This window comes from Paenibacillus sp. FSL K6-2859 (assembly GCF_038008265.1).
GTDB lineage: Bacteria > Bacillota > Bacilli > Paenibacillales > Paenibacillaceae > Paenibacillus_AQ > Paenibacillus_AQ nitricinens.
In genome coordinates, this window is the sequence record NZ_JBBOYU010000001.1 from 4,310,685 (window position 1) to 4,331,910 (window position 21,226).

Consider the following 21,226-nt stretch of genomic DNA (forward strand, 5'->3'; position numbering starts at 1 on the left):
AGGTTAACAATTTTAGCGGAGTGACATTAATAACCCAAAACAGAGCAGCGATTCGCCAATAACGGGAATCGCTGCTCTATTTAGTTTATTCTTCTGTCATCGCCTGCCGGTCTAAATTACGGTATTGCACAGCTTCCGCAAGATGCGCGGAAGTAATATCCGGTGCGCCTTCCAAATCAGCTATTGTACGGGATAGCTTAATAATTCGATCATGCGCTCGCATGCTTAAACCTAAATTTTCCAGAATGTCATACAGCAATTGGGCACCTTCACGGCTAAGGCTTGCATATCTCCGAAGGGAAGCGCCGGAAAGTTCACTATTCCAAGAAATAGGCAAGCGCTTAAACCGTTTAGTCTGTATCGCTTGTGCTGCCATCACCTCTGCATACATCTCAGCCGAAGATAGAACATGCCCCTGACGATCCCATTCCTTTGGACGAGGAACATCCACCTGTAAATCAATACGATCCAATAAGGGTCCTGATATCTTTGCGCGATATTGAGCAATTCTGGCGGGGCTGCATGTACAATGTTGTTGAGAAAGATTACTCCCAAAATAACCACAGCTACAGGGATTCATCGATGCGGCCAGCATGAATTTTGCAGGATAGGTAAAAGAAGCTCGAGCACGACTTATGGTAACAACCCCGTCTTCGAGCGGCTGGCGTAACACCTCAAGTACATTCCGAGAGAATTCGGGCAACTCATCTAAAAAGAGAATCCCTCGATGCGCAAGACTAACTTCTCCCGGCTTCGGAATGCCTCCACCCCCAATAAGGCCTGCGGCCGATATCGTATGATGTGGGGAGCGAAAAGGACGTCTGCGCAGCAAACCATTGTGGGCATCTTTCAAAGTTCCTGCTGCGCTAAAAATTTTAGTTACCTCAAGCGCCTCACTCTCAGACAATTTCGGAAGGATACTTGGAAGGCGTTTAATCAGCATCGTCTTCCCTGTACCCGGTGGACCGATAAGTAGTATATTATGCATGCCAGCTGCCGCAATGGTTAGGGCTCTTTTTACATGTTGTTGCCCTAGCACATCACTGTAATCATCCATCATCTCGTTCATTACATATGAGGCGTCCTCAGATGCACCGTAAATCGGGGTATATTTAAGATGTTCCAAAGAAAGAAGTAGAACCGGAGATCGTTCATTAGCTTCGATCCCCTTGGTCACAGTTACAGGAAAAGGAAGAGATGATAAAGAAGCCATCTCTTCGGAAACTCTTCCATACCGTTGATTCTGTTCGTCTTCCCCTTTTATACCCTTAGCTGAATTGGATGGTGATTCTTCCGGGTTCGGTAATGCACGCAAATGGTTGATTGCGTATATATTTATGCCACTGATCAAAGCTGCCTCAGCAGCATTTCCTTCAGGAAGCAGTACAGCCTTAAATCCATTCTTACGCGCAGCTTCCACCATTGGTAGAACACCTGATACTGGACGCAGACTACCGTCAAGCGCAAGCTCTCCAATAAAAAGCATCTCATGGGCTGAGGGCATTATCAGTTGACCACTAGTTATCAGTATCCCCAGAGCAATCGCTAGGTCAAAGGCAGATCCTTCTTTTCGTAAGTCGGCTGGTGCTAGATTTATCGTAATGCGCTGCTGGGGATAACGATAACCACAGTTCTTAATAGCGGCTCTTACTCGTTCTACTGCCTCACGAATCGCAGAATCAGGCAGACCAATGATATTTGTCTGTGGCAATCCATTCGCAAGATCAATTTCTACACCTATCATTACCCCCTCAATTCCATACAGACATGCACTATGCATTTTTCCATACATAAAAACACCTCGTCTCCTGAAATACACCCCTGTTTGGGTGTCACATCTTCAAGAAAAAAGGTGCTTCCTTATTTTCCGGTAATAAATTAGCTACATATCTCATTATATATATGAAATCTTAGCGTAATCAAGAATTATTAATAAACATCAAATTGCATTAACACGCATAAATAATCATTTAGACCCACATTAACCTTCTTCACTAACTATGACAGAGTCCCTAATCTGTTCAAAAGTCAATGGTTTATAGCTCCAATGCTCTACACAAATGTTAAAATAATTCTTTCCTTCATATTTTTGTCCGTGAATATGACCATGCACATTTACGTAAGGCATATGTTTATTCATATACATAGGCTCGTGAGAGAGAAAGAAGAAATCCTTATAAATCAGCGGATATTCACTAACCTCGTCAAAGCCTGCTTCAAGCCACCAATCCCGACCGCGTCCCCGATCATGATTGCCGAGAATTAAAATCTTATAGCCATGTAACCTCTCCACAATAGCACGTGTCGCTTCCTTATTAAGAAACGAAAAGTCTCCCAAATGAAACACTTTATCATCCGGATTCACTACCGAATTCCAACTCTCAATCATAGCTTCATTCATTTGCCCCACATCTATAAAGGGTCTGGATTCAAAATCAATAATCAACTTATGGCCAAAATGATGGTCGGATGTAAAAAAAACGTTAGCCATATTCACCCTTCTTTCTTTTTTGATCATAGTTTGTATGATTATCACCAGTCACGCCGCTTATGTGATCGTTTTTTATTATCGCTCTGGATCAGTTCAGCTAGAGGGGGAGTCTCTTCATTCTCAATGAGCCAGCCACGCATTTCTTTAATCGCTTCCACCTGTCCATTTCCTTTATCTCGCCATGTAAGAAGCTCTATGACTTTTATAACAAGCGCTAAGAGACTGCTAGTGCTGTTTTGTGATTTATCAGCACGGATTTTTTGAAATAGCGCCTCATTTTTCCAATCGATTAATATTTCCTCAGCTATAGTGGGCCGCATAACCGTGAAGTTCTTATTGCAATTTGCACAACAGACAACGGATACTGGCTCTGCGGTAAATTTCACTTCAATCTTCTGCTGGCAATATTGGCAAGCAAAACTAACCTGCATTTCAAAAGGTTTATTCTTCACTTAAACAGCCCTCCTCATGATGACATTAAAAAGTTACTCTAATGTTTACCCATTTCTTTTGAGAAATGACCCACTGTGCGGAGGCTATGTAAAGACTTTTTTCATAAGAATGCTAGTGCCCATAATGAATGGCGTGAGAATATGGGGTGCAGCTTAAAAAGCCTCACGTATATGCCCCAAAGAAGCGATGCTTAAATCTTCATTCAGTAAAATGCTAATGACGTCAAAAGTTACTCTTCGATCATCATAACCTTTCATATGCAAATAAACCTGTGCCGTATTTCGCACTTGATGTATTTTTCTTGTATTCACAGATTCCTCCGGAGTCCCTTGATATAGCTCTCCACTACGACTGCGAACTTCAACAATAATAATACAGCCTTCGTTCTCCGCAATAATATCAAGTTCTCCGGTTCGACAACGCCAATTTCGTTCTAAGATCTTGTACCCACAAGTAGATAAGTACTGCACAGCCCCTTCTTCAGCAGCGGCTCCCTTCTGTTTGCGGTTGTAGCGTTCTCTTGTGTATGGCTCTTTCATTCCGGTCTCCGTTCACCGGCGGAACGGTCGCTCTGATACACAAAGCTGAGGATTTCAGCCACTAGCTGATAAAGTTCAGATGGAATCTGTTGATCTAGATCGAGCTTTGAAAGAACTTCTACGAGAGCTGCGTCCTCTTGGACAGCAACCCCACTCTCTTTAGCTTTTTGCAGAATCAGATCCGCTATCGCCCCTTGTCCTTTGGCAACAACGACAGGTGCCTCGCTTTGTCCTGGGCTATATTTGAGAGCGACCGCTTTTTTGAGCCCTTGTGAAATTAGAGGTACAGGCTCATTCTCGTTCATATACGGTAATCCACTCCTTTATAAACATCAGGAACATAATCAACAAGCTTACTATGGGGATTGGCAAGTTCTGTAGATAGCTTTAATTCTGGCAAAGGTTCAGTTCTTAATCCCGACAACTGATAACCAATAGATTCTACTGCCGTTTTAATGTCATCACGCCGCTGTTCCAACAGCTCAAGCACCCAAGGATGATCATTATGCAGCTTAAGACTAACGATTCGATCAACAACCTGCACATCAACCAGTGTCTGGCCGAGCTGCTTCATATCCAAATCAAACCAGAGCCTGCAATTGGCAGCATCTAATTCACCCTTGCGTCCCCGACGCGACTGAATATGAACGGAAGCTGTCTCCTGCCCATCTGGACCTTGCAGCGGCAAGAACAAAGTTACTTGCGCGAAAGGAGCCGTTCGATCTGTATTGAGCAGCAGCTGTTGTCCTGTCAGCTGCTGCACTAGTCCGCTCGCGGCTTCTTTTACCGCGGGCGGCACCTCGCTGCTGCTCATGATCTGCAGCAGCACGCCCTTTAAGGTGTCGGTGGCTTGTTCGCCACCGACACCCGCACTGCCAAGCGCGGCCGTACCTGCCGCCGCGCGGGCCGTCTCAGAGGCGGCTATTGCGCCGCCGCGCACCGCCTGCTGCTCGTGCTCCGCACCGAGCAGCTTCAGCACCCGCCCCACCCACGACTCCGCGTCCGCGGGTGGGGCGGTGTCCGGCTGCACCGGCGAAGCCGTCGCAGCCGGGGTCTCCCCGCGCGGCGCAGCAGCGGGGGCAGGGCTTGCTCCCGCCGCGTCAGCGGGCGGGACCAGAGCGAGCTGCGGCAAGCTGCCGCGCAGCTCGGTGAGCACGCCCTGCAGCTTCGCGAGCAGGGCTGCCCCACTTGCTGCGTGGGGCGCCGCACCAGCAGCAGGACCTTCGGCGCTCACACTCGCGCCACCCGGCATAGCCCCTCTCTTATCCATCGAGGCAGCCAGACTCTTATCCGCATGTATAACATTATCCAATGCTCCATCCTTATTCAAATTCAAGGCATTCCCTTGAATCTCAACTTCACTGGAACGGATAGGATTATTCGCTGCACTATCAGATTGAGCGCTTAAAGCACTATTTAGAGCGCCGGATATGGCAGGTGTTGATTTACCAGCCATAGACTCTGTAACAATACCACCCTTCGGGATCTGAGCCCCTTCACCTGTCTCATCAACTACAACTGGCTTGCCAGTTCCTATCTCCGTTTCATTCTCAGAAGCTATATTAAGAGTCACCTTGACTGGCGCACCTTGTTCAACCGGTTTCAGAGCACCTTCAGTTGCTCCTTCCGAAAGAGCGGTACTTCCGCTTGCGATAGTCCCATCAGCAATTTTAGTTGTAGCTTGTCCATTTCCTTTAGCTGCCGATTGTAAAGAGTCTGCTTCTGTAGCGTCCCCCTCTACAACTCCCATGTTATTCCCACTTCCAGCACCTGCAGTTACCGAGATTTCAAGTTTACCAGTATTTGTACCCATTCCAGCCTTTGATTCAGCTGTAATTGTTTCATCATTAGCAATTTGACCTGTCCATATTGTAATCTGATCTTCCAGTGCTGATAAAAGCTGATGCAGCTGCGGGCCAAATACTGCCTGCTGCAATCCTTTCACACTCTCAGCTGTAACGGGTAGTCCCCGTTTTACAGAAATGACAGCTGCGTCAAGCCACTCTGAAGCAGGCACACCAGCTGGTTTTGCACTCATTACCGCATCCAGCAAAGCTGCTGTCTCTTTTGTAAGCGGAACGCCTCCTGCTTGCATCGCTAGTACGATTTCTCGACCTGCTTTGGAATCAGCTAATCCTAGCGACTCCAAAGCCTCACCCATGCTTTGGGGAGTGACTAACGCCGTTTCACCGAGGGAGACCGGCTTCAATACGGGCAATCCGCCTTCTCCGGGTGATCCAACCTGTAAGTTCATGGTTTCTCCAGGCAGTAATGGTGTCTCTAATTCCGCACGAACAGGTGTACCTTGGATTTGCACAACCGCTTCTTTGCCTGAATCCGATACAGAGAGAACAACACCACGGACAACTTGCCCTTCTTTTAATTCTAAAGACTTCGCCGCACCCGGTTTTTGATCTCCAAGCAATCCACGGATCAATGTTCCGATATTCATACCGTTTCTCCTCCCTCCATTTTCTCTCTTCTTACTATATCGGTATTCATCCTACTTTTTTAAGCATTGCTTCTAGAATAACATTTGCTGCTCCGCGAGAATCCGCCCAATAAAACTGCGTCGATGCATAGGTGTTGGACCTAGAGCTGTAATTTGTTCCCGGTGAAGCTTGGTCGCGTAACCTTTATGTATCGCAATCCCATAATCAGGGTATAATTCCTCCCAAAGACCTTCACACAGCCTGTCTCGTGTTACTTTAGCAATAATCGAAGCCGCAGCAATGGACTGACTATTAGCATCTCCTTTAATAATTGCCTGTTGCGGCAAAGGGAGATCTACCTTTTCAGCATCGATCAGCATATAGTCAGGAGTGTGTTCCAGACTCTCTACCGCTTTTTTCATGGCAAGACGTGAAGCTTGCTTGATATTAATTTCATCAATAACATTAGAATCCACATAACCCACACCCACTGCCAGCGCTTGCTCCATTATAATCTCGTATAAAGCCTCTCTCTTCTTCGCTGTAAGTTTTTTGGAATCATTTACACCATCAATAATAAGCCCCTCCGGCAAAATCACCGCTGCTGCGACAACGTCCCCAAACAAGCATCCTCTTCCTACTTCATCTACGCCTGCTATTCGGCGATAAGACTGTTCCCAGCCTTCTTTTTCATAGGCCAACATATCTAACGAACTCACTAATTTGTCACCGCCAATTATGAATTATTCTATGATCTATATAAGTCAGCTTATCATAGTAAAGCTTACATGGTCATCTTAAAATAGGCGTTCCAATTTGATCCATTCCCATAAAAAAAGAGCCTCCGAAATTTCGGATGGCTCTTCCATACCTAGTCCATTAAACGCAGCTTTCACACCACTTAAGGCGTTTCCAGCGTAAAGCGTCCAAGCTTACCTGCCCGTAGCTCATGTAACAAGGCCCGCGAAGCTTTTTCCAGATCTACACGTCCACCGCTAATTAGACAACCGCGTTTACGACCCACAGCTTCCATAACAGCTACGATCTCATCTGGATTCTCCAGATCCTCAGGAAGCTTCTCAATGCCAAAGCGTTCTTGAAATCTAGAACCGTAGTCCTTCACCAAATATTTCACTGCATAAAAGGCAATGTCCTCAATATTTAGGATTTCTTCCTTTATTGCACCCGTTACCGCTAGGCGATAACCTACTTCTTGGTCCTCAAACCTCGGCCATAGTATACCTGGGGTATCCAGAAGCTCCAAGTTGCCGCCTGTCTTAATCCACTGTTGACCCTTGGTTACCCCTGGGCGGTCCCCAGTAGCAGCAATACTCTTACCAGCCATCCGGTTAATGAGTGTTGATTTACCAACGTTAGGAATACCAACGATCAATGCACGCATAGCTCGCGGATTCATTCCCCTTGTGATCTGCCGGTCAATCTTTTCTTTTAACAACAGTTTGACCTGCTCTGGAATATCCTTAACACCCGTTCCAGTAGATGCATCAACAGGATAAGCAACATGCCCTTGTCCCTTGAAGTACGCCAGCCACTTCCGTGTAATTTCAGGATCTGCCAGATCCGCCTTGTTCAAAATAATCAATCTTGGCTTGTCCCGCAAAATATCGTCAATCATCGGATTGCGGCTGGAAAGCGGCAGACGGGAATCGAGCAATTCTATTACAACATCAATCAGCTTCAGCTTATCCTCGATTTGCCGCCTAGCCTTCGTCATATGACCAGGAAACCATTGAATGGCCATTGCCGTCACCTCCTTTGACTTCTGTCAACTTAATGGTTAATCAGTGTAATATCCTTTATCGGCCAGAAGATTAAATCGGCCCGGCCCACAATATCACCTAGAGGTACATAACCGATCATTCGGCTATCCGTACTATCCGAGCGATTATCTCCCATAACGAAAACATGTCCTTCAGGTACAGTACCATCCGTGAACTTTTCATTCGGGAAGTCTTTATTATTATACAGAGCGTTGTTACTATGCGCAGCATCAATAGCGCCTTGGATATATGTCTCGTTAACAACTTCTCCGTTAACTGTAACTACATCCCCTTCTACTTTCACGGTATCTCCAGCCACACCAATTACACGTTTAATAAAATCTCTGCCCTCAGAAGGCACGTGGAATACTATAACCTCGCCCCGCTGTGGAGATCTAATATCGTACAAAATCTCATTTACGATAACACGTTCTCCAGTATGGAAATTAGGCTGCATGGAAGGTCCATCTACAATAAAAGGCTTGAACAAAAGCCAGCGAATCAGAAAAACCAACACTAAAGCAATCGCAATGGCCTTGATCCATTCCAAGACTTCGTTTTTGGGTTTACGTGGGTTCTGCGCGCTTGAATCCAAAGTTTCACTTTGTTCCTGCTGCATAGTTCACCGTCCTCTCTTAATACTACTCTTACTATTACTATACAACACAAAAAAACTCCTGCCAAAAACCCCTCCACAGATACTCCTTCAGGAGGCCTTTTCGGAGAAGCTGATCCCCAAGCGTATATGTCGCACGCATTATATACCAAGCTAAAACGCCCTCAGCGTCCTTTAAGGACGGTAAGTGTTTATGCGAGAAATATAAGAATAATGTATAACGTGGAACTTATGCTTTCTTATATTTTCAAAAAATAATAAAACGAAAGGAGCTTGAACTCAAGCCCCTTTCCTTTGTCACTATTCTAGCGACGAATTTCTTTAATTCTCGCTGCTTTACCACGTAGTTCACGAAGATAATAAAGTTTAGCACGACGCACTTTACCACGACGAGCCACTTCGATTTTCTCGATTTTAGGCGAGTTGATTGGGAATGTTCTTTCCACACCAACACCGTAAGAAATTTTACGAACCGTAAAAGTCTCACTGATTCCACCGCCACGACGTTTGATTACAACGCCTTCGAACAACTGGATACGCTCACGAGTTCCCTCGATTACTTTTACATGCACCTTCAAAGTGTCACCCGGGCGAAAACTCGGGATATCTTTACGAAGTTGCTCTTGCGTAATAGCTTGTAGGATATTCATTAAGGACTTCCTCCTTCCGTACAGGTGTTCTTGCCTCTTCCGGAGAGAACTTTGCTCTCCCTCATTATCCGCAGCGGACCACCGTATTCCACACAACAGAGATAATAATACCATAAAGGACGGGCTAATACAACTTATTTTTTCTATTTAAAGCGGTAGCATATCTCTTTTTTTCGCCTTCGATTGGCAATCTTTACATAGACCAACAACAGTTCCGTTATCTTGTGCATAGAAGACAAGCTTTCCATTCTTCTTCTTACAAGAAGAGCAGGGCTGCTCCCCTGGGCTCTGTTTGGCTTTACGATGACTATCCATTGAGATTACATTACTCCGTGTAGTACGCGGATAATTTTTTGTGGTATTTATTTTCCGTTTCCAGACTAAAAAATATACGCCTGTCAAAACTACTAAGGCAAGCAAAATGGCTACATATTTCATTTGGCTCCCTCCACCCTTCAAGATTTATTAAAGAAAGAAAGTAAAAAGACCGCCCTGTTCTGCAAGTGAGGTAACGGTCTATATCTGTATACAATATGAGGATTTCCGCGCCCTTTTAAATATGTATCGTAACCGTATTTATTCAGCGAGTGATCTTTCATTTATTTTAGCACAATTAAAAATCGAAGTGTAGTGAACACTTTTGAGACCTAGTCTTTGGTCCAGTATAATAACCCGCCTCCAGCCGTTTTTACAGATAAATTCCATAAGCTATACTTACAGAAGTACATAACGAAATCACATATGTCAGATCACATACACCCATATACGAGGAGGAGTTTGTTCAATGAGGAAAAGGAATAATAATAGTGTGTTAGCAGCAGTAGCCGTATTATCTATCGTACTTTTGGCGGGTTGCACTGAATTACCAGGCAGACAATCTGCCAAAAATGAGGTTGAAAAAAGTATTTCTGAGGATGCGCACCAGAACTTTGGTGAAGTTGTCAAGCAAGAGCTAGGAAAAGCAGCTGCAACTGTGCAGCAAGCTGTTGAGGAAACAGCTACTAAGGTAGTTGATGAAGTTAAAGCAGACAGCATTAACAAAGAACTCTCCGTATCGCAAGCGATCGGTTCAGCATCCGTGCTCAGCATGGACAATGCAGTAGGAGAAATAGAAGTAACAGCTGTTACAGGAGATCTGATCCATGTAAATGCAACGATCTCATCCCACAACAGCTCTCTCCATACGTCTGACCGCCAAAAGATTATGGATGATGCTGAAATTTTAGTAGAGGTCAGTGGTGATACTTTGAAGGTGTCTACGCATTCCAAAACAAGTCCTAAGAAGGACTTATGGACATGGGCGCAAGACAAATATGGATATTCAGATTTTAGCATAAGCTATAATATAGAGCTCCCCGCCAGCATGAATAAATATAAAATTACAAATAACGTAGGTCAAATTCGCCTTCGTAATTTAGAGGGTAATTATCATATCGTCAGCAACGTCGGAGCCATCAATATTGAAGGGGCTAAAATCACTGGAAAATCCACTGTAGAATCCGATACTGGCAGTATAAGAATGGATATAGCAGGGATGAAGGATGATAGCAGCCTAAAAGCCAAAACAGAGGTCGGCAGCCTCAGTGCTGTCCTGGCCGATGGTATGAAATGCAGCCTGGAAGCCAATAGTGATCTCGGGCAAATCAAGGGTGTAGAAGGTGGAAAGACCGATATCAATGGAGGCGGACCCTTGCTGTCCCTAAGCTCAAATATTGGTGCAATTACAGTACAGTAATCAGTAATAAACAGACCGTCCGGGAAACCCGAGCGGTCTGTTTTTGGTTCCAAATGATTAGATTAATGCGATGGCCAGCAGAGTGAACAGACTCAAAGTTAAGATCTGATTTCCGGCATAAGGATTTCCATAAAACGCAGAAGTATGCACAGAACCATTTCCAGTTCTTAAGTAAACATTGTATCTATCTACATCTGTAATAACGCCTTCGTGCTGTCTACCATCTCTAGTCAGAATCCGTACCCTTCTATCTTTACAACGCAAACAGTTATAATAAGCTTCCACTAGTGTACTCCTCCTTGTTCGTAATGATATAATCTATGTGTAGGAGTACAGGTCGGTAACGGCGAACTTACATAGGTCGGACATTGGGTTAATATTTACTTTTTTCGATCCTTGTATCTTTCGTATTCCTTAAGGCTATAGATAATGTAAGACCTATCTTCAGCTTGCAGTCCGCAATATCACATCCATTCGAGGAGGCCAATCTCATGAATGTAGAAAGAAAACAGTTTATTAAAGAAGGCGTACTGCGTATCACCATTTTCGTCATTTTAGCTTCACTTACTTACACCGTCCGCAACTATGCATGGGCTGTTACTGTTCTCGTATGTGTTGCGCTTTACTCACTCCTTACAGGAGTACACAAAATCTTACGCAAAGAATAACATGTGCCTCCACGAACTCTTATAGCAAGCTAAAACGCCTTAGGCGTCCTTTTAAGGACGGTAAGCGTTTGTGCGAGAATTATAAGGATAAAGTATATCGTGAATCATATACTTTCTTATAATTTCAAAAAATAACCACTTTTCGCTGAGATGCTAGATCTCATTGGAAAGTGGTTATTTAACAATAATAATAAAACCATTAGCGACAGCGAACACATTCACTGTTTCTAATGGTTTTATTTACGCGGCGGTCAATCCCTAACATTCAATCTTATATGTTCACTCTTTAAATGGCGAATGGGAATTGCGATTTGTATAAAAATCGATAATATCATTCACGGTGCGGAGCGGCTCCGCCTCCTTGTGGATTGTGTCCACGTTAGGCTTGAATTCTTCATGCGTCTTCGTAGTCACTTCAGTTCATTCCCTTCAATAGTTAAGCTTGCTGCGTGATCAGCTGCATGTATTAGTGCGGCACCTCTATTCATTACCCTAAAAAGAAGCTTTTAACGCACCAATACTCATATTATTTTGAAAACTATTATTTGATTTGTTCTCAGGTACACATAACAAAAACGCCTCCTCAACGTAAGATACGTTAAAAAGACGTCAAATATACCTGTTTCATTAAATTATCACTCCGGCTTGTCCACATTTCTTAGACGTTCCAGTGTCTTTTTGTCTTTCAATGTAAGCTCTGCAGTCTCAAGCAGGTCCGGTCTGCGTCCCAATGTGCGCAACAGTGCCTGCTCTCTCCGCCATATGTCGATGTTAGCATGATGACCACTCAGCAAAATATCCGGCACCTTCCAGCCACGAAACTCGGCAGGACGTGTGTAGTGTGGATATTCTAGCAGTCCCGTGCTGAACGAGTCAGATATCGCAGAGGTTTCATTTCCAAGTGCCCCCGGCTGAAGCCGGACTATGGAATCTATAACCGTCAATGCAGGCAACTCTCCACCTGTAAGCACATAATCACCCATTGAAAGTTCATCTGTTACCAGATGCTCACGAATCCGCTCATCATATCCCTCATAATGCCCACATATGAAGATTAGATGCTGCTCTTGCGCCAGTTCCTCTGCAATCTTCTGATTGTAAGTTTTTCCTTGTGGGCACATAAGAATGATACGTGGCTTCACAGAAACCTCTTCATCAGTTCCATTGCGTTCTTCCTCGTTCGGTGTACCAAGCACATGCTCGACTGCATTAAAAATCGGATCCGGCTTGAGCACCATGCCCCCGCCACCGCCATACGGTGTATCATCCACACTATTATGCTTATTTCCCGAGAAATCACGGAAGTTCACTGCATTTAAGGAAACGATTCCTTTTTCACGTGCTTTACCAAGAATACTTGTGCTGAATACGCCTTCGCACATTTCTGGAAAGAGCGTAAGCACATCAATTCTCATCATGGCAATAACCCTTCCATCAAATGAACAATAATTCGCTTGGCTTCTATATCTACATTCAGGACTACATCGTTAATTACAGGAATTAGGATGTCTTGTCCTTTTGCAGGCTTAACAACCCATACATCATTCGCACCAGGCTGTAAGATTTCTGTAATCGTACCGAGTGGTTTGTTTTCATCTTCATCCGTGTATACCTCACAACCGACGATTTGGTGGAAGTAGTATTCGTTCTCAGGGAGATCCACCAGATCATTACTCGGAACCTTCAGGAGGCTTCCTTTATATTTTTCCACTTCATTGATGTTCGTATACCCTTTAAGCTTAACGATGAACATACCCTTGTGCTCACGAGCGGATTCTACTGTTACTTCGAATTTAGAACTGCCATCTGCTGGGATCACCTGCAGCTTCTTACCTGCAGCAAAACGAACATCAGGGAAATCGGTATGGGATAGAACTTTAATCTCACCGCGAATACCATGTGTGTTCACAAGTCTGCCTACGGTTAACTCTTCTGTCATACAACCCTCTCCTTTACAAGCTTCATCTAATCTATATTTGAACAAAAAGGAGCCGGGATATACTATCCCTAGCCCCTCATTGTACGCATCATTTAAGATAAAATATCTACAGTTACGCGTTTATCGCTCTTGACTGCTGCAGATGTGACTACTGTACGGAGCGCCTTAGCGATCCTTCCTTGTTTGCCAATGACCTTTCCAACATCATCAGGATGTACGGACAGTTCATAGACAATTAGGTGATCCTTCTCCACCGCTCGTACCGTCACATCTTCTGGATGATCCACTAAAGCCTTAGCAATTACTCCAACTAATTCTTCCATAGAGGACCCTCGCAATCAGTCATTATTTCTGTTGCTTAAGCTCATGAAACTTCTTCATTACGCCTGCTTTGGAAAGCAAGTTGCGTACTGTATCAGATGCTTGCGCACCTGTTTGAAGCCATTTAAGAGCTTTTTCCTCATCGATCTTAACTACTGCCGGTTGTTCAATCGGATTATAATAACCGATTTCCTCGATAAAACGACCGTCACGAGGGGACCGGGAATCGGAAACCACTACACGATAGAAAGGCGCTTTATGCGCTCCCATTCTTTTCAGACGAATACGTACTGCCACGAAAAATCACCTCCTTATAATAGTTTCGAGATATTAGAACAGCAAGATCATTTAAAAGGGAACTTCATACCTTTTCCACCTAGACCTTTAAGCTGCTTCATCGCATTCTTCTTAGAGGCTTTGCCGCCTCCGCCCATCATGCCTGAGAATTGCTTCATCATCTTACGCATCTCATCAAATTGCTTAATGAGGCGGTTGACCTCGGCAACCGAAGTTCCGCTACCAGCAGCAATACGCTTGCGGCGGTTATGGTTGATGATCTCGGGCTGACGTTTTTCCGTCTTAGTCATAGAATGAACTATGGCTTCAACGCGGCCCATTTGCTTGTCGTCAACCTTCAAATCCTTAATGCCCTTGGCTTTGTTCATGCCAGGCAGCATGTCAAGAATTTGATCGATCGGGCCAAGCTTCTTCACCTGATCCATTTGCTCAAGGAAATCATCAAACGTAAATTCTGCATTGCGCATCTTACGTTCCATTTCCTTAGCTTTATCCGTGTCAATGTTCGCTTGAGCTTTCTCAATCAGCGACAACATGTCGCCCATACCCAAAATCCGCGAAGCCATACGTTCCGGATGGAACGGCTCCAATGCGTCAATCTTCTCACCTAACGCAGCGAATTTGATCGGGCAACCAGTTACGGCTTTGACGGATAGTGCAGCACCACCGCGGCTATCGCCGTCAAGCTTCGTCAATACAACCCCTGTAAGCTCAAGCTGCTTATTAAAGCTCTCAGCTACGTTCACGGCGTCTTGACCGGTCATTGCATCTACTACTAGCAGAACTTCATCAGGATTTACAATGCCCCGAATCTGCTTCAGTTCTTCCATCAATTCTTCATCAATGTGCAGGCGGCCTGCAGTATCAATAATTACATAATCAAGTCCGTTATCCTTCGCATGTTGTACAGCTTGTCTGGCAATCTCTACCGGACTAGTCTGATCACCCAGCGAGAATACTGGAACTTTAATTTGTTCTCCAAGTACTTGAAGCTGTTTGATCGCAGCAGGGCGATAAATATCTGCCGCAACAAGCAATGGACGATGATTGCCCTTCTGTAACAGCTTGGCCAGCTTACCCGAAGTGGTTGTCTTACCCGCCCCTTGTAAACCCGCCATCATAATGACAGTTGGTGGCTTGTTCGACTTGGCCAGCTTCGCTTGGCTTCCGCCCATCAGCTCGGTTAGTTCCTTGTTAACGATGTCGATAATGACCATCCCAGGTGTAAAGCTGTCCATCACTTCTGTGCCAATAGACTTTTCTTTCACCTTAGCCACGAATTCTTTAACTACCTTGAAGTTAACGTCGGCTTCCAGAAGGGCCAACCGTACTTCGCGCATAGCTTCGTTCACATCATCTTCGGATACTTTACCTTTACCGCGCAGCTTGCTGAACACATTCTGCAATCTTCCGGTTAAACCTTCAAACGCCATATGCAGTTTCTCCCTTCATGCTACTCTAACCTCTGCAAGCGATCCACGATCTCCGCGAACCGAAGTTTATATTGCTCAGGCAGCATCCCATTCTCCGGCAGTCTGCGCAGTTCTTCTAAATATTTGGTACGACTCTCATGCTTCACTAATAAACCAAGTTTTTCTTCATAATTTTCTAGGACTTGCTCCGCCCGTTTAATATGTTCATAAACGGCTTGACGGCTGATTTCAAATTCAGCGGCAATCTCTCCCAAGGAAAAATCGTCGTGAAAATAATATTTAAGAAACGTTTGCTGCTTATCTGTAAGCAGTCGTTCATAAAAGGCAAAAAGCAGATTGATACGATTCGTTTTCTCGAGCCTATTCTCCTGACTCATTAAGGGCACTCCCTTCGTCAAGGAAAAACACTTTACACCTTCACAACGTCCCTTATGATACCTAAAAGAAAGAGAGATGTCAAGCATTTTTGCTTGTCATCTCTTTCTTTATTAAAAATCCCTTTTTCACGCAATAAATTCGCTTGAAATTATTGGATCGGCAGTACATAAATCAATACGGCGAAGAAGTGTGTGACACTACCCGCAAGGACAAATACATGCCAAATCGCATGATGGTATGGAAACCCTCTCCATACATAAAAAACAGTACCTAATGTATAGAGTATACCTCCAGCCATCAGCAGGATCATTCCTCCGTCAGCTACAACAGCCGAAAGAGGGTTCCAAGCGATTACAATCAGCCAGCCCATTGCAATGTAGAATATGGTTGACATGAACAGAAACTTTTTAACAAAAAATGCCTTGAAGAAAACGCCGAACACTGCGATTCCCCAAATAACGCCGAACAAACTCCATCCAAGCGTTCCCCGAATGGCGACTAACAAAAAGGGGGTATACGTGCCAGCAATAAACAGATAAATAGCGGAATGATCGAAAAATTCGAACAAATCCTTCGCCTTACCCTCTTTGAGACTATGCACTAGTGTTGAATTCAGATACAGAAGCAGCATTGTCGTTCCATAGATGGAGAAGCTGACCACATGCCATGTCGTTCCTTTCAGACTTGCAAAAACAACAAGCAGAACAAGTGCAGCCACGCTTAATACCGTTCCAATCCCGTGCGTAATCGCATTCGCGACTTCTTCTCTCCGGCTGTAGGTGTGAGTATTTGCCATATCCATATCCTTCCGTCTAAGCTTTCTTTCTATTATACCACGCGTATCCTACTTGATTACAGTTTGTAAATCTCCGTATACTTCGCTTCTAAATAATCAGCTAAATAATCTGGACTCAGTGGTTCTCCCGTTACTTGCTCAATAATTTGTGAAGGCGTTAAGCTATTGCCGAAACGATAGATCTTATCGGTTAGCCACTCTTTAATAGGTAGTAGGTTCCCTGCAGCAATTAACTCATCAAACTCCGGTAACTCTTTGCGAAGTGTATTCAGAATTTGTGCAGCGTACATATTACCTAAGGAGTAGGAAGCAAAGTATCCGAAATCCCCGCCAGACCAATGGACATCTTGCAGCACACCAAGAGCGTTAGAAGGCGGAGTAATACCCAAATACTCTTGATACTTAGCATTCCATACCTGAGGCAAATCTTTTACAGAAAGACCCTCATTAAAAATAAGCTTCTCGATCTCATAACGCACGATAATGTGCAGATTGTATGTAAGCTCATCTGCTTCGATCCGGATAAAGGAATTTTCCACGCTGTTGATCGCCCGGTAGAAATCTTCCAACTCCACATTTGCAAGCTGCTCCGGGAATTGTTGTTGAAGATCCCCATAATAACGTTGCCAGAAAGCCCGGCTGCGTCCGATCATGTTCTCCCATAGTCTCGACTGAGATTCATGAATCCCCATCGATGCACCTTGTGCCAGTGGTGTTCCAACAAAATCTTTGCTGATATTTTGCTCATAAAGCGCATGTCCGCCTTCATGCAGTGAACTGAATATGGCACTAGTCACATTATCAAGCAGGTAGGCGGTCGTAATACGAACGTCGCCTGGATTCAATCCTGTAGCAAAAGGATGCACACTCTCATCTAAACGACCCGCGTCAAAATCGTAGCCCATTTGCTCTAAAATAAAGTTGCCGAACTTTTCCTGCTGTTCTTTAGGGAAGATCTGCTGCAAAAAACTTGTGTCCGGTTTATTCGGCGAAGCAGCGATAGCTTCTACCAATGGAACCAAGCGGCTGCGCAGACGGCTGAATACTTCATCTACTTTCTCTACTGTTAGATCAGGCTCGTACATATCCAAAAGCGTATCGTAGCGCGTTCCCTTTACACCCCAGTAGTCGATAAACTCTTGCTTTAGAGCAACGATCTTGCTTAAGTAAGGCTCAAAAGTGACAAAATCATCGTTCTCCTTGGCTTCTTCCCAAATGGTTTGAGAATGCGCGGATAGGACAGCGTACTCCTCAAATCTTTTGGAAGGAATGCTCTTGCTGCGCTCATATTCTTTACGGCAATCGGTAACGATTTTCTGCTGATCATGAGTTAGCTGGCTAATCACTTCAGGACGGGTAAAAAATGCTGTAAATTCTCCCATTTCCTCCGAAATACCAAGTCTAAACAGTTCTCCACTTAGCATCCCTATCGTACCCGAACGAACCTCTACGCCCTTACGCGGCGCACCGGTGCGCAAATCCCAGTGAAGTAATTCTATGGCCTCTGAATATCCACTTATTTTTGATAATAACTCGCTAAATTTTTCCCACTGTTCCTTCACTTGCTGTTCCATTTTATTACACCTGCTTTCTCTGTTTTGCCGACTCCTCTTGATGATACTTTTTTGAATGAGTATAATCAACTTCAGAGATTACATCTCTAATTTAAAATATTCAATGGGTTACATAAGAAGCAAGACTTGCTTCGCACAAAATTTGAAGGAGCGTGAAGCGGCTATGATGATTCAGGTTACACCTCTCGCAGAAAGGAAGTTGAAGGAAAGGCTTGAAGATCGGCCAGGATTTTTCAAGCTCTTTTATGATACGGAAGGCTGCGGGTGTGACGGAATTAATGTATTACTAATTGTTTCAGAAATGGAGGACGGCGATTCCAGGATGGAAAGTGATTCCCTTCCCTTTATCGTAAGCCGCCAGCAGGAAATCTTTTATGAGGACAAGATGCGTCTGGATGCCGAGGAAAGATTCTCTTCCTTTAAGCTAGACAGTGATTCACAGATTTACGGAAAAAATATCCTGGTCAGAGATATGCGTAATGTAAGTACATTTTAGTGATTATAGGGAGGAAAAACAGCCATGAGCCATGTATCCGATATTATTAGCTTTAATAAGAGTTTTGTAGAGAATAAAGAGTATGAAGCGTATTTAACTAGTCGCTATCCAGATAAAAAAATGTTGATTATCACCTGTATGGATACCCGTCTGGTTGAACTATTACCAAAAGCGATGAACTTTAAGAACGGTGATGTCAAAATCATCAAAAATGCCGGAGCGGTTATTTCGCAGCCCTTTGGTAGTGTTATGCGTAGTGTCATGGTTGCTTTATATGAACTTGACGCGGAGGAAGTTATCGTTGTTGGGCACTATGAATGCGGTATGGCTTCCCTCAACGCCGACCATATGATCAATTCCATTAAAGAACGTGGAGTATCCGAAGAGGTGCTGAACACGCTGGAGAATTCCGGGATCAAGCTAACCAAATGGCTACGCGGGTTTGACAATATCCAAGAAGGGGTAGCTCAAACTGTGAGTCTGATCAATAAGCATCCATTACTCCCCCCAAATGTACCTGTGCATGGCATGATCATCGATCCGGCTACCGGAGCGCTTGAACTTGTCGTTGATGGGTATAAATAATTTAAGTAACAACCTACTAACTGCTAATTGCGTGGATCCTGGATCCACGCTTTTTTTGTGAATAAAAAAGTATAGATTATGACAAGCATAAACTTTCTTATATTTTAAATAAAAATTGAAACCTAGTAGGACTAGCTGCGTAATACTGAACATGCACACAAATTTTATACTCACAGGAGGGTTTTCGTACTAAATGAAACCAATGAAACGCGTAATGATGATTGTAATGGCCTTCACACTTTTTTTCGCCGTAGCTACCCCGAACTTTGTGGATGCGAAGCGAGGTGGTGGCGGATTTAAATCCGGCACTCGTAGTTATTCAACAACTCCAAAAAAATCAACAACCGATAACGTAAGGAAAAGCGATAGCACTAAAAGCTCCACAGCAGGATCTACTGCAAATACGAAACGGGGATTCTTCAGCGGTGGCGGCTTAATGAAAGGTATGATGATCGGTGGTTTGGCAGGGTTACTGTTCGGCGGAATGTTCGCCGGTATGGGTGCCTTCGGTAACATTCTAGGATTCGTCATTAATATGCTTGCTATCTATGTGCTCGTAATGCTCGTGATGTCCTTCTTCCGTCGCAGAAAAGAACGTCGTCGCTTAGAAGATCAAGGTGGGCGTTACTAATGTCAACAATGGTTCTAAGCATGGATGAGATCATCAATGCCCTATGTCTACATATGGCTGAACGTAAAGCGGTTCGCCCTGAAGATGTTCAAGTAGAACTGAGCTGGGAAGAAGACACCGGATACTCTGCTGAGGTTTGGGTACAGGGACGTAGTCAATATTTAGTTGAGTCCAACATGATCGAGGCGATCCTACGTTACATGCTTAGCGAATATGGCATTCGTGCATACCGCGAAGATGTAAGGCTAGACTTGGACGAGGAAATCACCGCTATTGTAACTACAGGGAACTAATAGTAAAAGGGACAACCCAAATGGTTGTCCTTTTTTTTGTATGCATCTATTCATAGAAAAATTGCTTTACCGTTCCTACTCCGTCCGTCACATCAACTTCTGCGTACGCACCGTTAATCAGCGTAATTTGCGGTGGGATATGACCACAATCGATATCATACACAATAGGTACCTGGAGTTCCTCATAAAGCTCTGCGTAGATGTCTTCGGCCGTGTAGTTCTCTACGGGGCGATTAGCAGGACTTCTGCCAAACATAATGCCAGAACAATTCTCAAACCAACCTGCCAGCTTCATCTGAACTAATGACCTACGTACATCAACCGTATTCAGTTCGCAGTTTTCCAAATACCATAGGATCGGTTCATTGTTAATCATTTGTTCTTGAAAATGCCGCAGATTCCCAAATGGTGTGCCAATCAGATGCCTAATTACATCTATGCAGCCCCCAAGCAAACGCCCTTTCATAGTTACAGGACCAGAGGATACTGTCTTCCAACGGGTATCTTCTGTCAAGTGAAATACATAAGGCGTAGGAGCATCATGTTGCCATTCCCCCTGGTATTTAAGTGAAGAATGCTGGACGATAGAATCCCCTGCTTTTGTGTCTAGAACCGCTTCCCACATGGCTGTGGTATCATCTGAATACTCTCCTCTTAAATCAACGAGGTTAGTCCCGTGGGCTGTGGCAATCCCTGTCCTTAACGTTACTGCAAGCAATAGTACGCTAATATCTGAATAGCCTAAGATCCACTTGTCCTTCATAGTATCAAAATCAATATATTCAAGAACCTCAATTAACAGTTCTCCGCCCCAAGGCGGAATAAGGATATCAATATGCTCACTGCCCATCATCTCGTTAAACTCCTGAGCACGAACTTTGGCTGGTGCGGATTTAGCTTTCTCTTGCGTCCATACGGTATCCCCACAAATCATATTTAATCCTTTAGACTCCAAACGGCTTGAGACCAACTTAATTAACTCTGCGTTTTGAGGACCAACTCCAGATGAAGGTGCTGTTACCCCTACTGTCGCATTTTTCTTCATAATCGGATATCTAATCATATGACACCTCCAGGTTATACAGCAATTATATCAAGAGTAAACTTTATGTATACAA

At 44.2% G+C, this 21,226-nt stretch carries 27 protein-coding genes; 6 read left to right on the top strand and 21 right to left on the bottom strand.

Annotated features, from left to right (window positions below; all coding sequences use genetic code 11):
- Positions 1-85: 85 nt before the first annotated feature.
- From MHB64_RS19255 to MHB64_RS19305, 11 genes are all read right to left on the bottom strand, one after another.
- A complete protein-coding gene (locus MHB64_RS19255) occupies positions 86-1,792 on the bottom strand; it encodes a YifB family Mg chelatase-like AAA ATPase (RefSeq protein ID WP_341135164.1) in 1,707 nt (568 codons plus the stop codon).
- A gap of 189 nt (positions 1,793-1,981) precedes the next feature.
- On the bottom strand, positions 1,982-2,491 hold the full coding sequence (locus MHB64_RS19260) for a phosphoesterase (RefSeq protein ID WP_094869596.1): 510 nt from the start codon (positions 2,489-2,491) through the stop codon (positions 1,982-1,984).
- Positions 2,492-2,532: 41 nt separating this feature from the next.
- Positions 2,533-2,943, bottom strand: coding sequence for a hypothetical protein (locus MHB64_RS19265; RefSeq protein ID WP_094869595.1), 411 nt, complete (start codon positions 2,941-2,943; stop codon positions 2,533-2,535).
- Positions 2,944-3,096: 153 nt separating this feature from the next.
- Complete coding sequence (locus tag MHB64_RS19270; RefSeq protein ID WP_094869594.1) at positions 3,097-3,483, bottom strand: YraN family protein; 387 nt, start codon at positions 3,481-3,483, stop codon at positions 3,097-3,099.
- The gene (locus tag MHB64_RS19275) at positions 3,480-3,788 is read right to left on the bottom strand and encodes an EscU/YscU/HrcU family type III secretion system export apparatus switch protein (protein ID WP_094876033.1); all 309 of its coding nucleotides are present in this window, start codon (positions 3,786-3,788) and stop codon (positions 3,480-3,482) included. The genes MHB64_RS19270 and MHB64_RS19275 overlap by 4 nt, the downstream gene beginning before the upstream one ends.
- Positions 3,785-5,935, bottom strand: coding sequence for a DNA ligase (locus tag MHB64_RS19280; protein WP_341135165.1), 2,151 nt, complete (start codon positions 5,933-5,935; stop codon positions 3,785-3,787). Before MHB64_RS19280 ends, MHB64_RS19275 begins: the two co-directional genes overlap by 4 nt.
- Before the next feature lie 72 nt (positions 5,936-6,007).
- Positions 6,008-6,619, bottom strand: a complete 612-nt coding sequence (locus tag MHB64_RS19285; protein WP_094869591.1) for a ribonuclease HII — start codon at positions 6,617-6,619, stop codon at positions 6,008-6,010.
- Between the two features lie 197 nt (positions 6,620-6,816).
- Positions 6,817-7,677: a ribosome biogenesis GTPase YlqF gene (ylqF, locus tag MHB64_RS19290; protein ID WP_094869590.1), complete on the bottom strand. Its 861-nt coding sequence runs from the start codon at positions 7,675-7,677 to the stop codon at positions 6,817-6,819.
- Positions 7,678-7,706: 29 nt separating this feature from the next.
- Complete coding sequence (gene lepB, locus MHB64_RS19295; RefSeq protein ID WP_094869589.1) at positions 7,707-8,315, bottom strand: signal peptidase I; 609 nt, start codon at positions 8,313-8,315, stop codon at positions 7,707-7,709.
- A 302-nt stretch (positions 8,316-8,617) separates the two neighbouring features.
- Positions 8,618-8,962, bottom strand: coding sequence for a 50S ribosomal protein L19 (rplS, locus tag MHB64_RS19300; protein WP_042128973.1), 345 nt, complete (start codon positions 8,960-8,962; stop codon positions 8,618-8,620).
- A gap of 147 nt (positions 8,963-9,109) precedes the next feature.
- Positions 9,110-9,400 (bottom strand): hypothetical protein, encoded by a 291-nt coding sequence (locus MHB64_RS19305; RefSeq protein ID WP_094869588.1) that lies wholly within the window; start codon positions 9,398-9,400, stop codon positions 9,110-9,112.
- 346 nt (positions 9,401-9,746) lie between these two features.
- Here MHB64_RS19305 and MHB64_RS19310 point away from each other — a divergent pair, with 346 nt between their 5' ends.
- Entirely contained in the window at positions 9,747-10,697 is a 951-nt protein-coding gene (locus tag MHB64_RS19310; protein ID WP_094876036.1) for a hypothetical protein, read from the top strand.
- A gap of 57 nt (positions 10,698-10,754) precedes the next feature.
- On the opposite strand, the gene MHB64_RS19315 is transcribed toward MHB64_RS19310, so the two are convergent.
- A complete protein-coding gene (locus tag MHB64_RS19315) occupies positions 10,755-10,982 on the bottom strand; it encodes a hypothetical protein (RefSeq protein ID WP_094869586.1) in 228 nt (75 codons plus the stop codon).
- Between the two features lie 206 nt (positions 10,983-11,188).
- Here MHB64_RS19315 and MHB64_RS19320 point away from each other — a divergent pair, with 206 nt between their 5' ends.
- On the top strand, positions 11,189-11,365 hold the full coding sequence (locus MHB64_RS19320; RefSeq protein ID WP_156113147.1) for a hypothetical protein: 177 nt from the start codon (positions 11,189-11,191) through the stop codon (positions 11,363-11,365).
- A gap of 635 nt (positions 11,366-12,000) precedes the next feature.
- On the opposite strand, the gene trmD is transcribed toward MHB64_RS19320, so the two are convergent.
- From trmD to MHB64_RS19360, 8 genes are all read right to left on the bottom strand, one after another.
- Positions 12,001-12,780 carry a tRNA (guanosine(37)-N1)-methyltransferase TrmD gene (trmD, locus tag MHB64_RS19325; protein ID WP_341136103.1) on the bottom strand — a complete coding sequence of 260 codons (780 nt, stop codon included), beginning with the start codon at positions 12,778-12,780 and terminating at the stop codon, positions 12,001-12,003.
- The gene (gene rimM / locus MHB64_RS19330; RefSeq protein ID WP_042189470.1) at positions 12,780-13,304 is read right to left on the bottom strand and encodes a ribosome maturation factor RimM; all 525 of its coding nucleotides are present in this window, start codon (positions 13,302-13,304) and stop codon (positions 12,780-12,782) included. The genes trmD and rimM overlap by 1 nt, the downstream gene beginning before the upstream one ends.
- A 92-nt stretch (positions 13,305-13,396) precedes the next feature.
- A complete protein-coding gene (locus MHB64_RS19335) occupies positions 13,397-13,627 on the bottom strand; it encodes a KH domain-containing protein (RefSeq protein WP_042128982.1) in 231 nt (76 codons plus the stop codon).
- 22 nt (positions 13,628-13,649) lie between these two features.
- Positions 13,650-13,922, bottom strand: a complete 273-nt coding sequence (gene rpsP, locus MHB64_RS19340) for a 30S ribosomal protein S16 (RefSeq protein ID WP_036688604.1) — start codon at positions 13,920-13,922, stop codon at positions 13,650-13,652.
- Between the two features lie 47 nt (positions 13,923-13,969).
- Positions 13,970-15,355, bottom strand: a complete 1,386-nt coding sequence (gene ffh / locus MHB64_RS19345) for a signal recognition particle protein (protein ID WP_094869584.1) — start codon at positions 15,353-15,355, stop codon at positions 13,970-13,972.
- A gap of 20 nt (positions 15,356-15,375) precedes the next feature.
- Complete coding sequence (gene ylxM / locus MHB64_RS19350) at positions 15,376-15,732, bottom strand: YlxM family DNA-binding protein (protein ID WP_036688609.1); 357 nt, start codon at positions 15,730-15,732, stop codon at positions 15,376-15,378.
- Between the two features lie 149 nt (positions 15,733-15,881).
- Positions 15,882-16,529: a PAQR family membrane homeostasis protein TrhA gene (gene trhA / locus MHB64_RS19355; RefSeq protein ID WP_042189474.1), complete on the bottom strand. Its 648-nt coding sequence runs from the start codon at positions 16,527-16,529 to the stop codon at positions 15,882-15,884.
- Positions 16,530-16,585: 56 nt separating this feature from the next.
- A complete protein-coding gene (locus tag MHB64_RS19360) occupies positions 16,586-18,103 on the bottom strand; it encodes a carboxypeptidase M32 (RefSeq protein ID WP_341135166.1) in 1,518 nt (505 codons plus the stop codon).
- Positions 18,104-18,206: 103 nt separating this feature from the next.
- Between MHB64_RS19360 and MHB64_RS19365 the strand changes: the two genes are divergently transcribed.
- The 4 genes from MHB64_RS19365 (at position 18,207) to MHB64_RS19380 (ending at position 20,108) form a co-directional block, all read left to right on the top strand.
- Positions 18,207-18,599, top strand: coding sequence for an iron-sulfur cluster biosynthesis family protein (locus tag MHB64_RS19365; RefSeq protein ID WP_341109087.1), 393 nt, complete (start codon positions 18,207-18,209; stop codon positions 18,597-18,599).
- A 24-nt stretch (positions 18,600-18,623) separates the two neighbouring features.
- Complete coding sequence (locus MHB64_RS19370; RefSeq protein ID WP_094869581.1) at positions 18,624-19,184, top strand: beta-class carbonic anhydrase; 561 nt, start codon at positions 18,624-18,626, stop codon at positions 19,182-19,184.
- 202 nt (positions 19,185-19,386) lie between these two features.
- Positions 19,387-19,815, top strand: a complete 429-nt coding sequence (locus tag MHB64_RS19375) for a membrane protein (protein WP_042194151.1) — start codon at positions 19,387-19,389, stop codon at positions 19,813-19,815.
- A gap of 8 nt (positions 19,816-19,823) precedes the next feature.
- A complete protein-coding gene (locus MHB64_RS19380; protein ID WP_094869623.1) occupies positions 19,824-20,108 on the top strand; it encodes a YxcD family protein in 285 nt (94 codons plus the stop codon).
- 46 nt (positions 20,109-20,154) lie between these two features.
- Here the strand turns inward: MHB64_RS19380 and MHB64_RS19385 are convergent, their stop codons facing one another.
- Entirely contained in the window at positions 20,155-21,171 is a 1,017-nt protein-coding gene (locus tag MHB64_RS19385) for a S66 family peptidase (protein WP_341135167.1), read from the bottom strand.
- Between the last annotated feature and the right edge of the window lie 55 nt (positions 21,172-21,226).

Bases quoted from the DNA above. Each gene is read 5' to 3' on its own strand.
- MHB64_RS19255 (WP_341135164.1), bottom strand. From the start codon at position 1,792: ATGTATGGAAAAATGCATAGTGCATGTCTGTATGGAATTGAGGGGGTA.
- MHB64_RS19260 (WP_094869596.1), bottom strand. From the start codon at position 2,491: ATGGCTAACGTTTTTTTTACATCCGACCATCATTTTGGCCATAAGTTG.
- MHB64_RS19270 (WP_094869594.1), bottom strand. From the start codon at position 3,483: ATGAAAGAGCCATACACAAGAGAACGCTACAACCGCAAACAGAAGGGA.
- MHB64_RS19275 (WP_094876033.1), bottom strand. From the start codon at position 3,788: ATGAACGAGAATGAGCCTGTACCTCTAATTTCACAAGGGCTCAAAAAA.
- MHB64_RS19280 (WP_341135165.1), bottom strand. From the start codon at position 5,935: ATGAATATCGGAACATTGATCCGTGGATTGCTTGGAGATCAAAAACCG.
- MHB64_RS19285 (WP_094869591.1), bottom strand. From the start codon at position 6,619: ATGTTGGCCTATGAAAAAGAAGGCTGGGAACAGTCTTATCGCCGAATA.
- ylqF (WP_094869590.1), bottom strand. From the start codon at position 7,677: ATGGCCATTCAATGGTTTCCTGGTCATATGACGAAGGCTAGGCGGCAA.
- lepB (WP_094869589.1), bottom strand. From the start codon at position 8,315: ATGCAGCAGGAACAAAGTGAAACTTTGGATTCAAGCGCGCAGAACCCA.
- rplS (WP_042128973.1), bottom strand. From the start codon at position 8,962: ATGAATATCCTACAAGCTATTACGCAAGAGCAACTTCGTAAAGATATC.
- MHB64_RS19305 (WP_094869588.1), bottom strand. From the start codon at position 9,400: ATGAAATATGTAGCCATTTTGCTTGCCTTAGTAGTTTTGACAGGCGTA.
- MHB64_RS19310 (WP_094876036.1), top strand. From the start codon at position 9,747: ATGAGGAAAAGGAATAATAATAGTGTGTTAGCAGCAGTAGCCGTATTA.
- MHB64_RS19320 (WP_156113147.1), top strand. From the start codon at position 11,189: ATGAATGTAGAAAGAAAACAGTTTATTAAAGAAGGCGTACTGCGTATC.
- trmD (WP_341136103.1), bottom strand. From the start codon at position 12,780: ATGAGAATTGATGTGCTTACGCTCTTTCCAGAAATGTGCGAAGGCGTA.
- rimM (WP_042189470.1), bottom strand. From the start codon at position 13,304: ATGACAGAAGAGTTAACCGTAGGCAGACTTGTGAACACACATGGTATT.
- MHB64_RS19335 (WP_042128982.1), bottom strand. From the start codon at position 13,627: ATGGAAGAATTAGTTGGAGTAATTGCTAAGGCTTTAGTGGATCATCCA.
- ffh (WP_094869584.1), bottom strand. From the start codon at position 15,355: ATGGCGTTTGAAGGTTTAACCGGAAGATTGCAGAATGTGTTCAGCAAG.
- ylxM (WP_036688609.1), bottom strand. From the start codon at position 15,732: ATGAGTCAGGAGAATAGGCTCGAGAAAACGAATCGTATCAATCTGCTT.
- trhA (WP_042189474.1), bottom strand. From the start codon at position 16,529: ATGGCAAATACTCACACCTACAGCCGGAGAGAAGAAGTCGCGAATGCG.
- MHB64_RS19360 (WP_341135166.1), bottom strand. From the start codon at position 18,103: ATGGAACAGCAAGTGAAGGAACAGTGGGAAAAATTTAGCGAGTTATTA.
- MHB64_RS19365 (WP_341109087.1), top strand. From the start codon at position 18,207: ATGGGTTACATAAGAAGCAAGACTTGCTTCGCACAAAATTTGAAGGAG.
- MHB64_RS19370 (WP_094869581.1), top strand. From the start codon at position 18,624: ATGAGCCATGTATCCGATATTATTAGCTTTAATAAGAGTTTTGTAGAG.
- MHB64_RS19375 (WP_042194151.1), top strand. From the start codon at position 19,387: ATGAAACGCGTAATGATGATTGTAATGGCCTTCACACTTTTTTTCGCC.
- MHB64_RS19380 (WP_094869623.1), top strand. From the start codon at position 19,824: ATGGTTCTAAGCATGGATGAGATCATCAATGCCCTATGTCTACATATG.
- MHB64_RS19385 (WP_341135167.1), bottom strand. From the start codon at position 21,171: ATGATTAGATATCCGATTATGAAGAAAAATGCGACAGTAGGGGTAACA.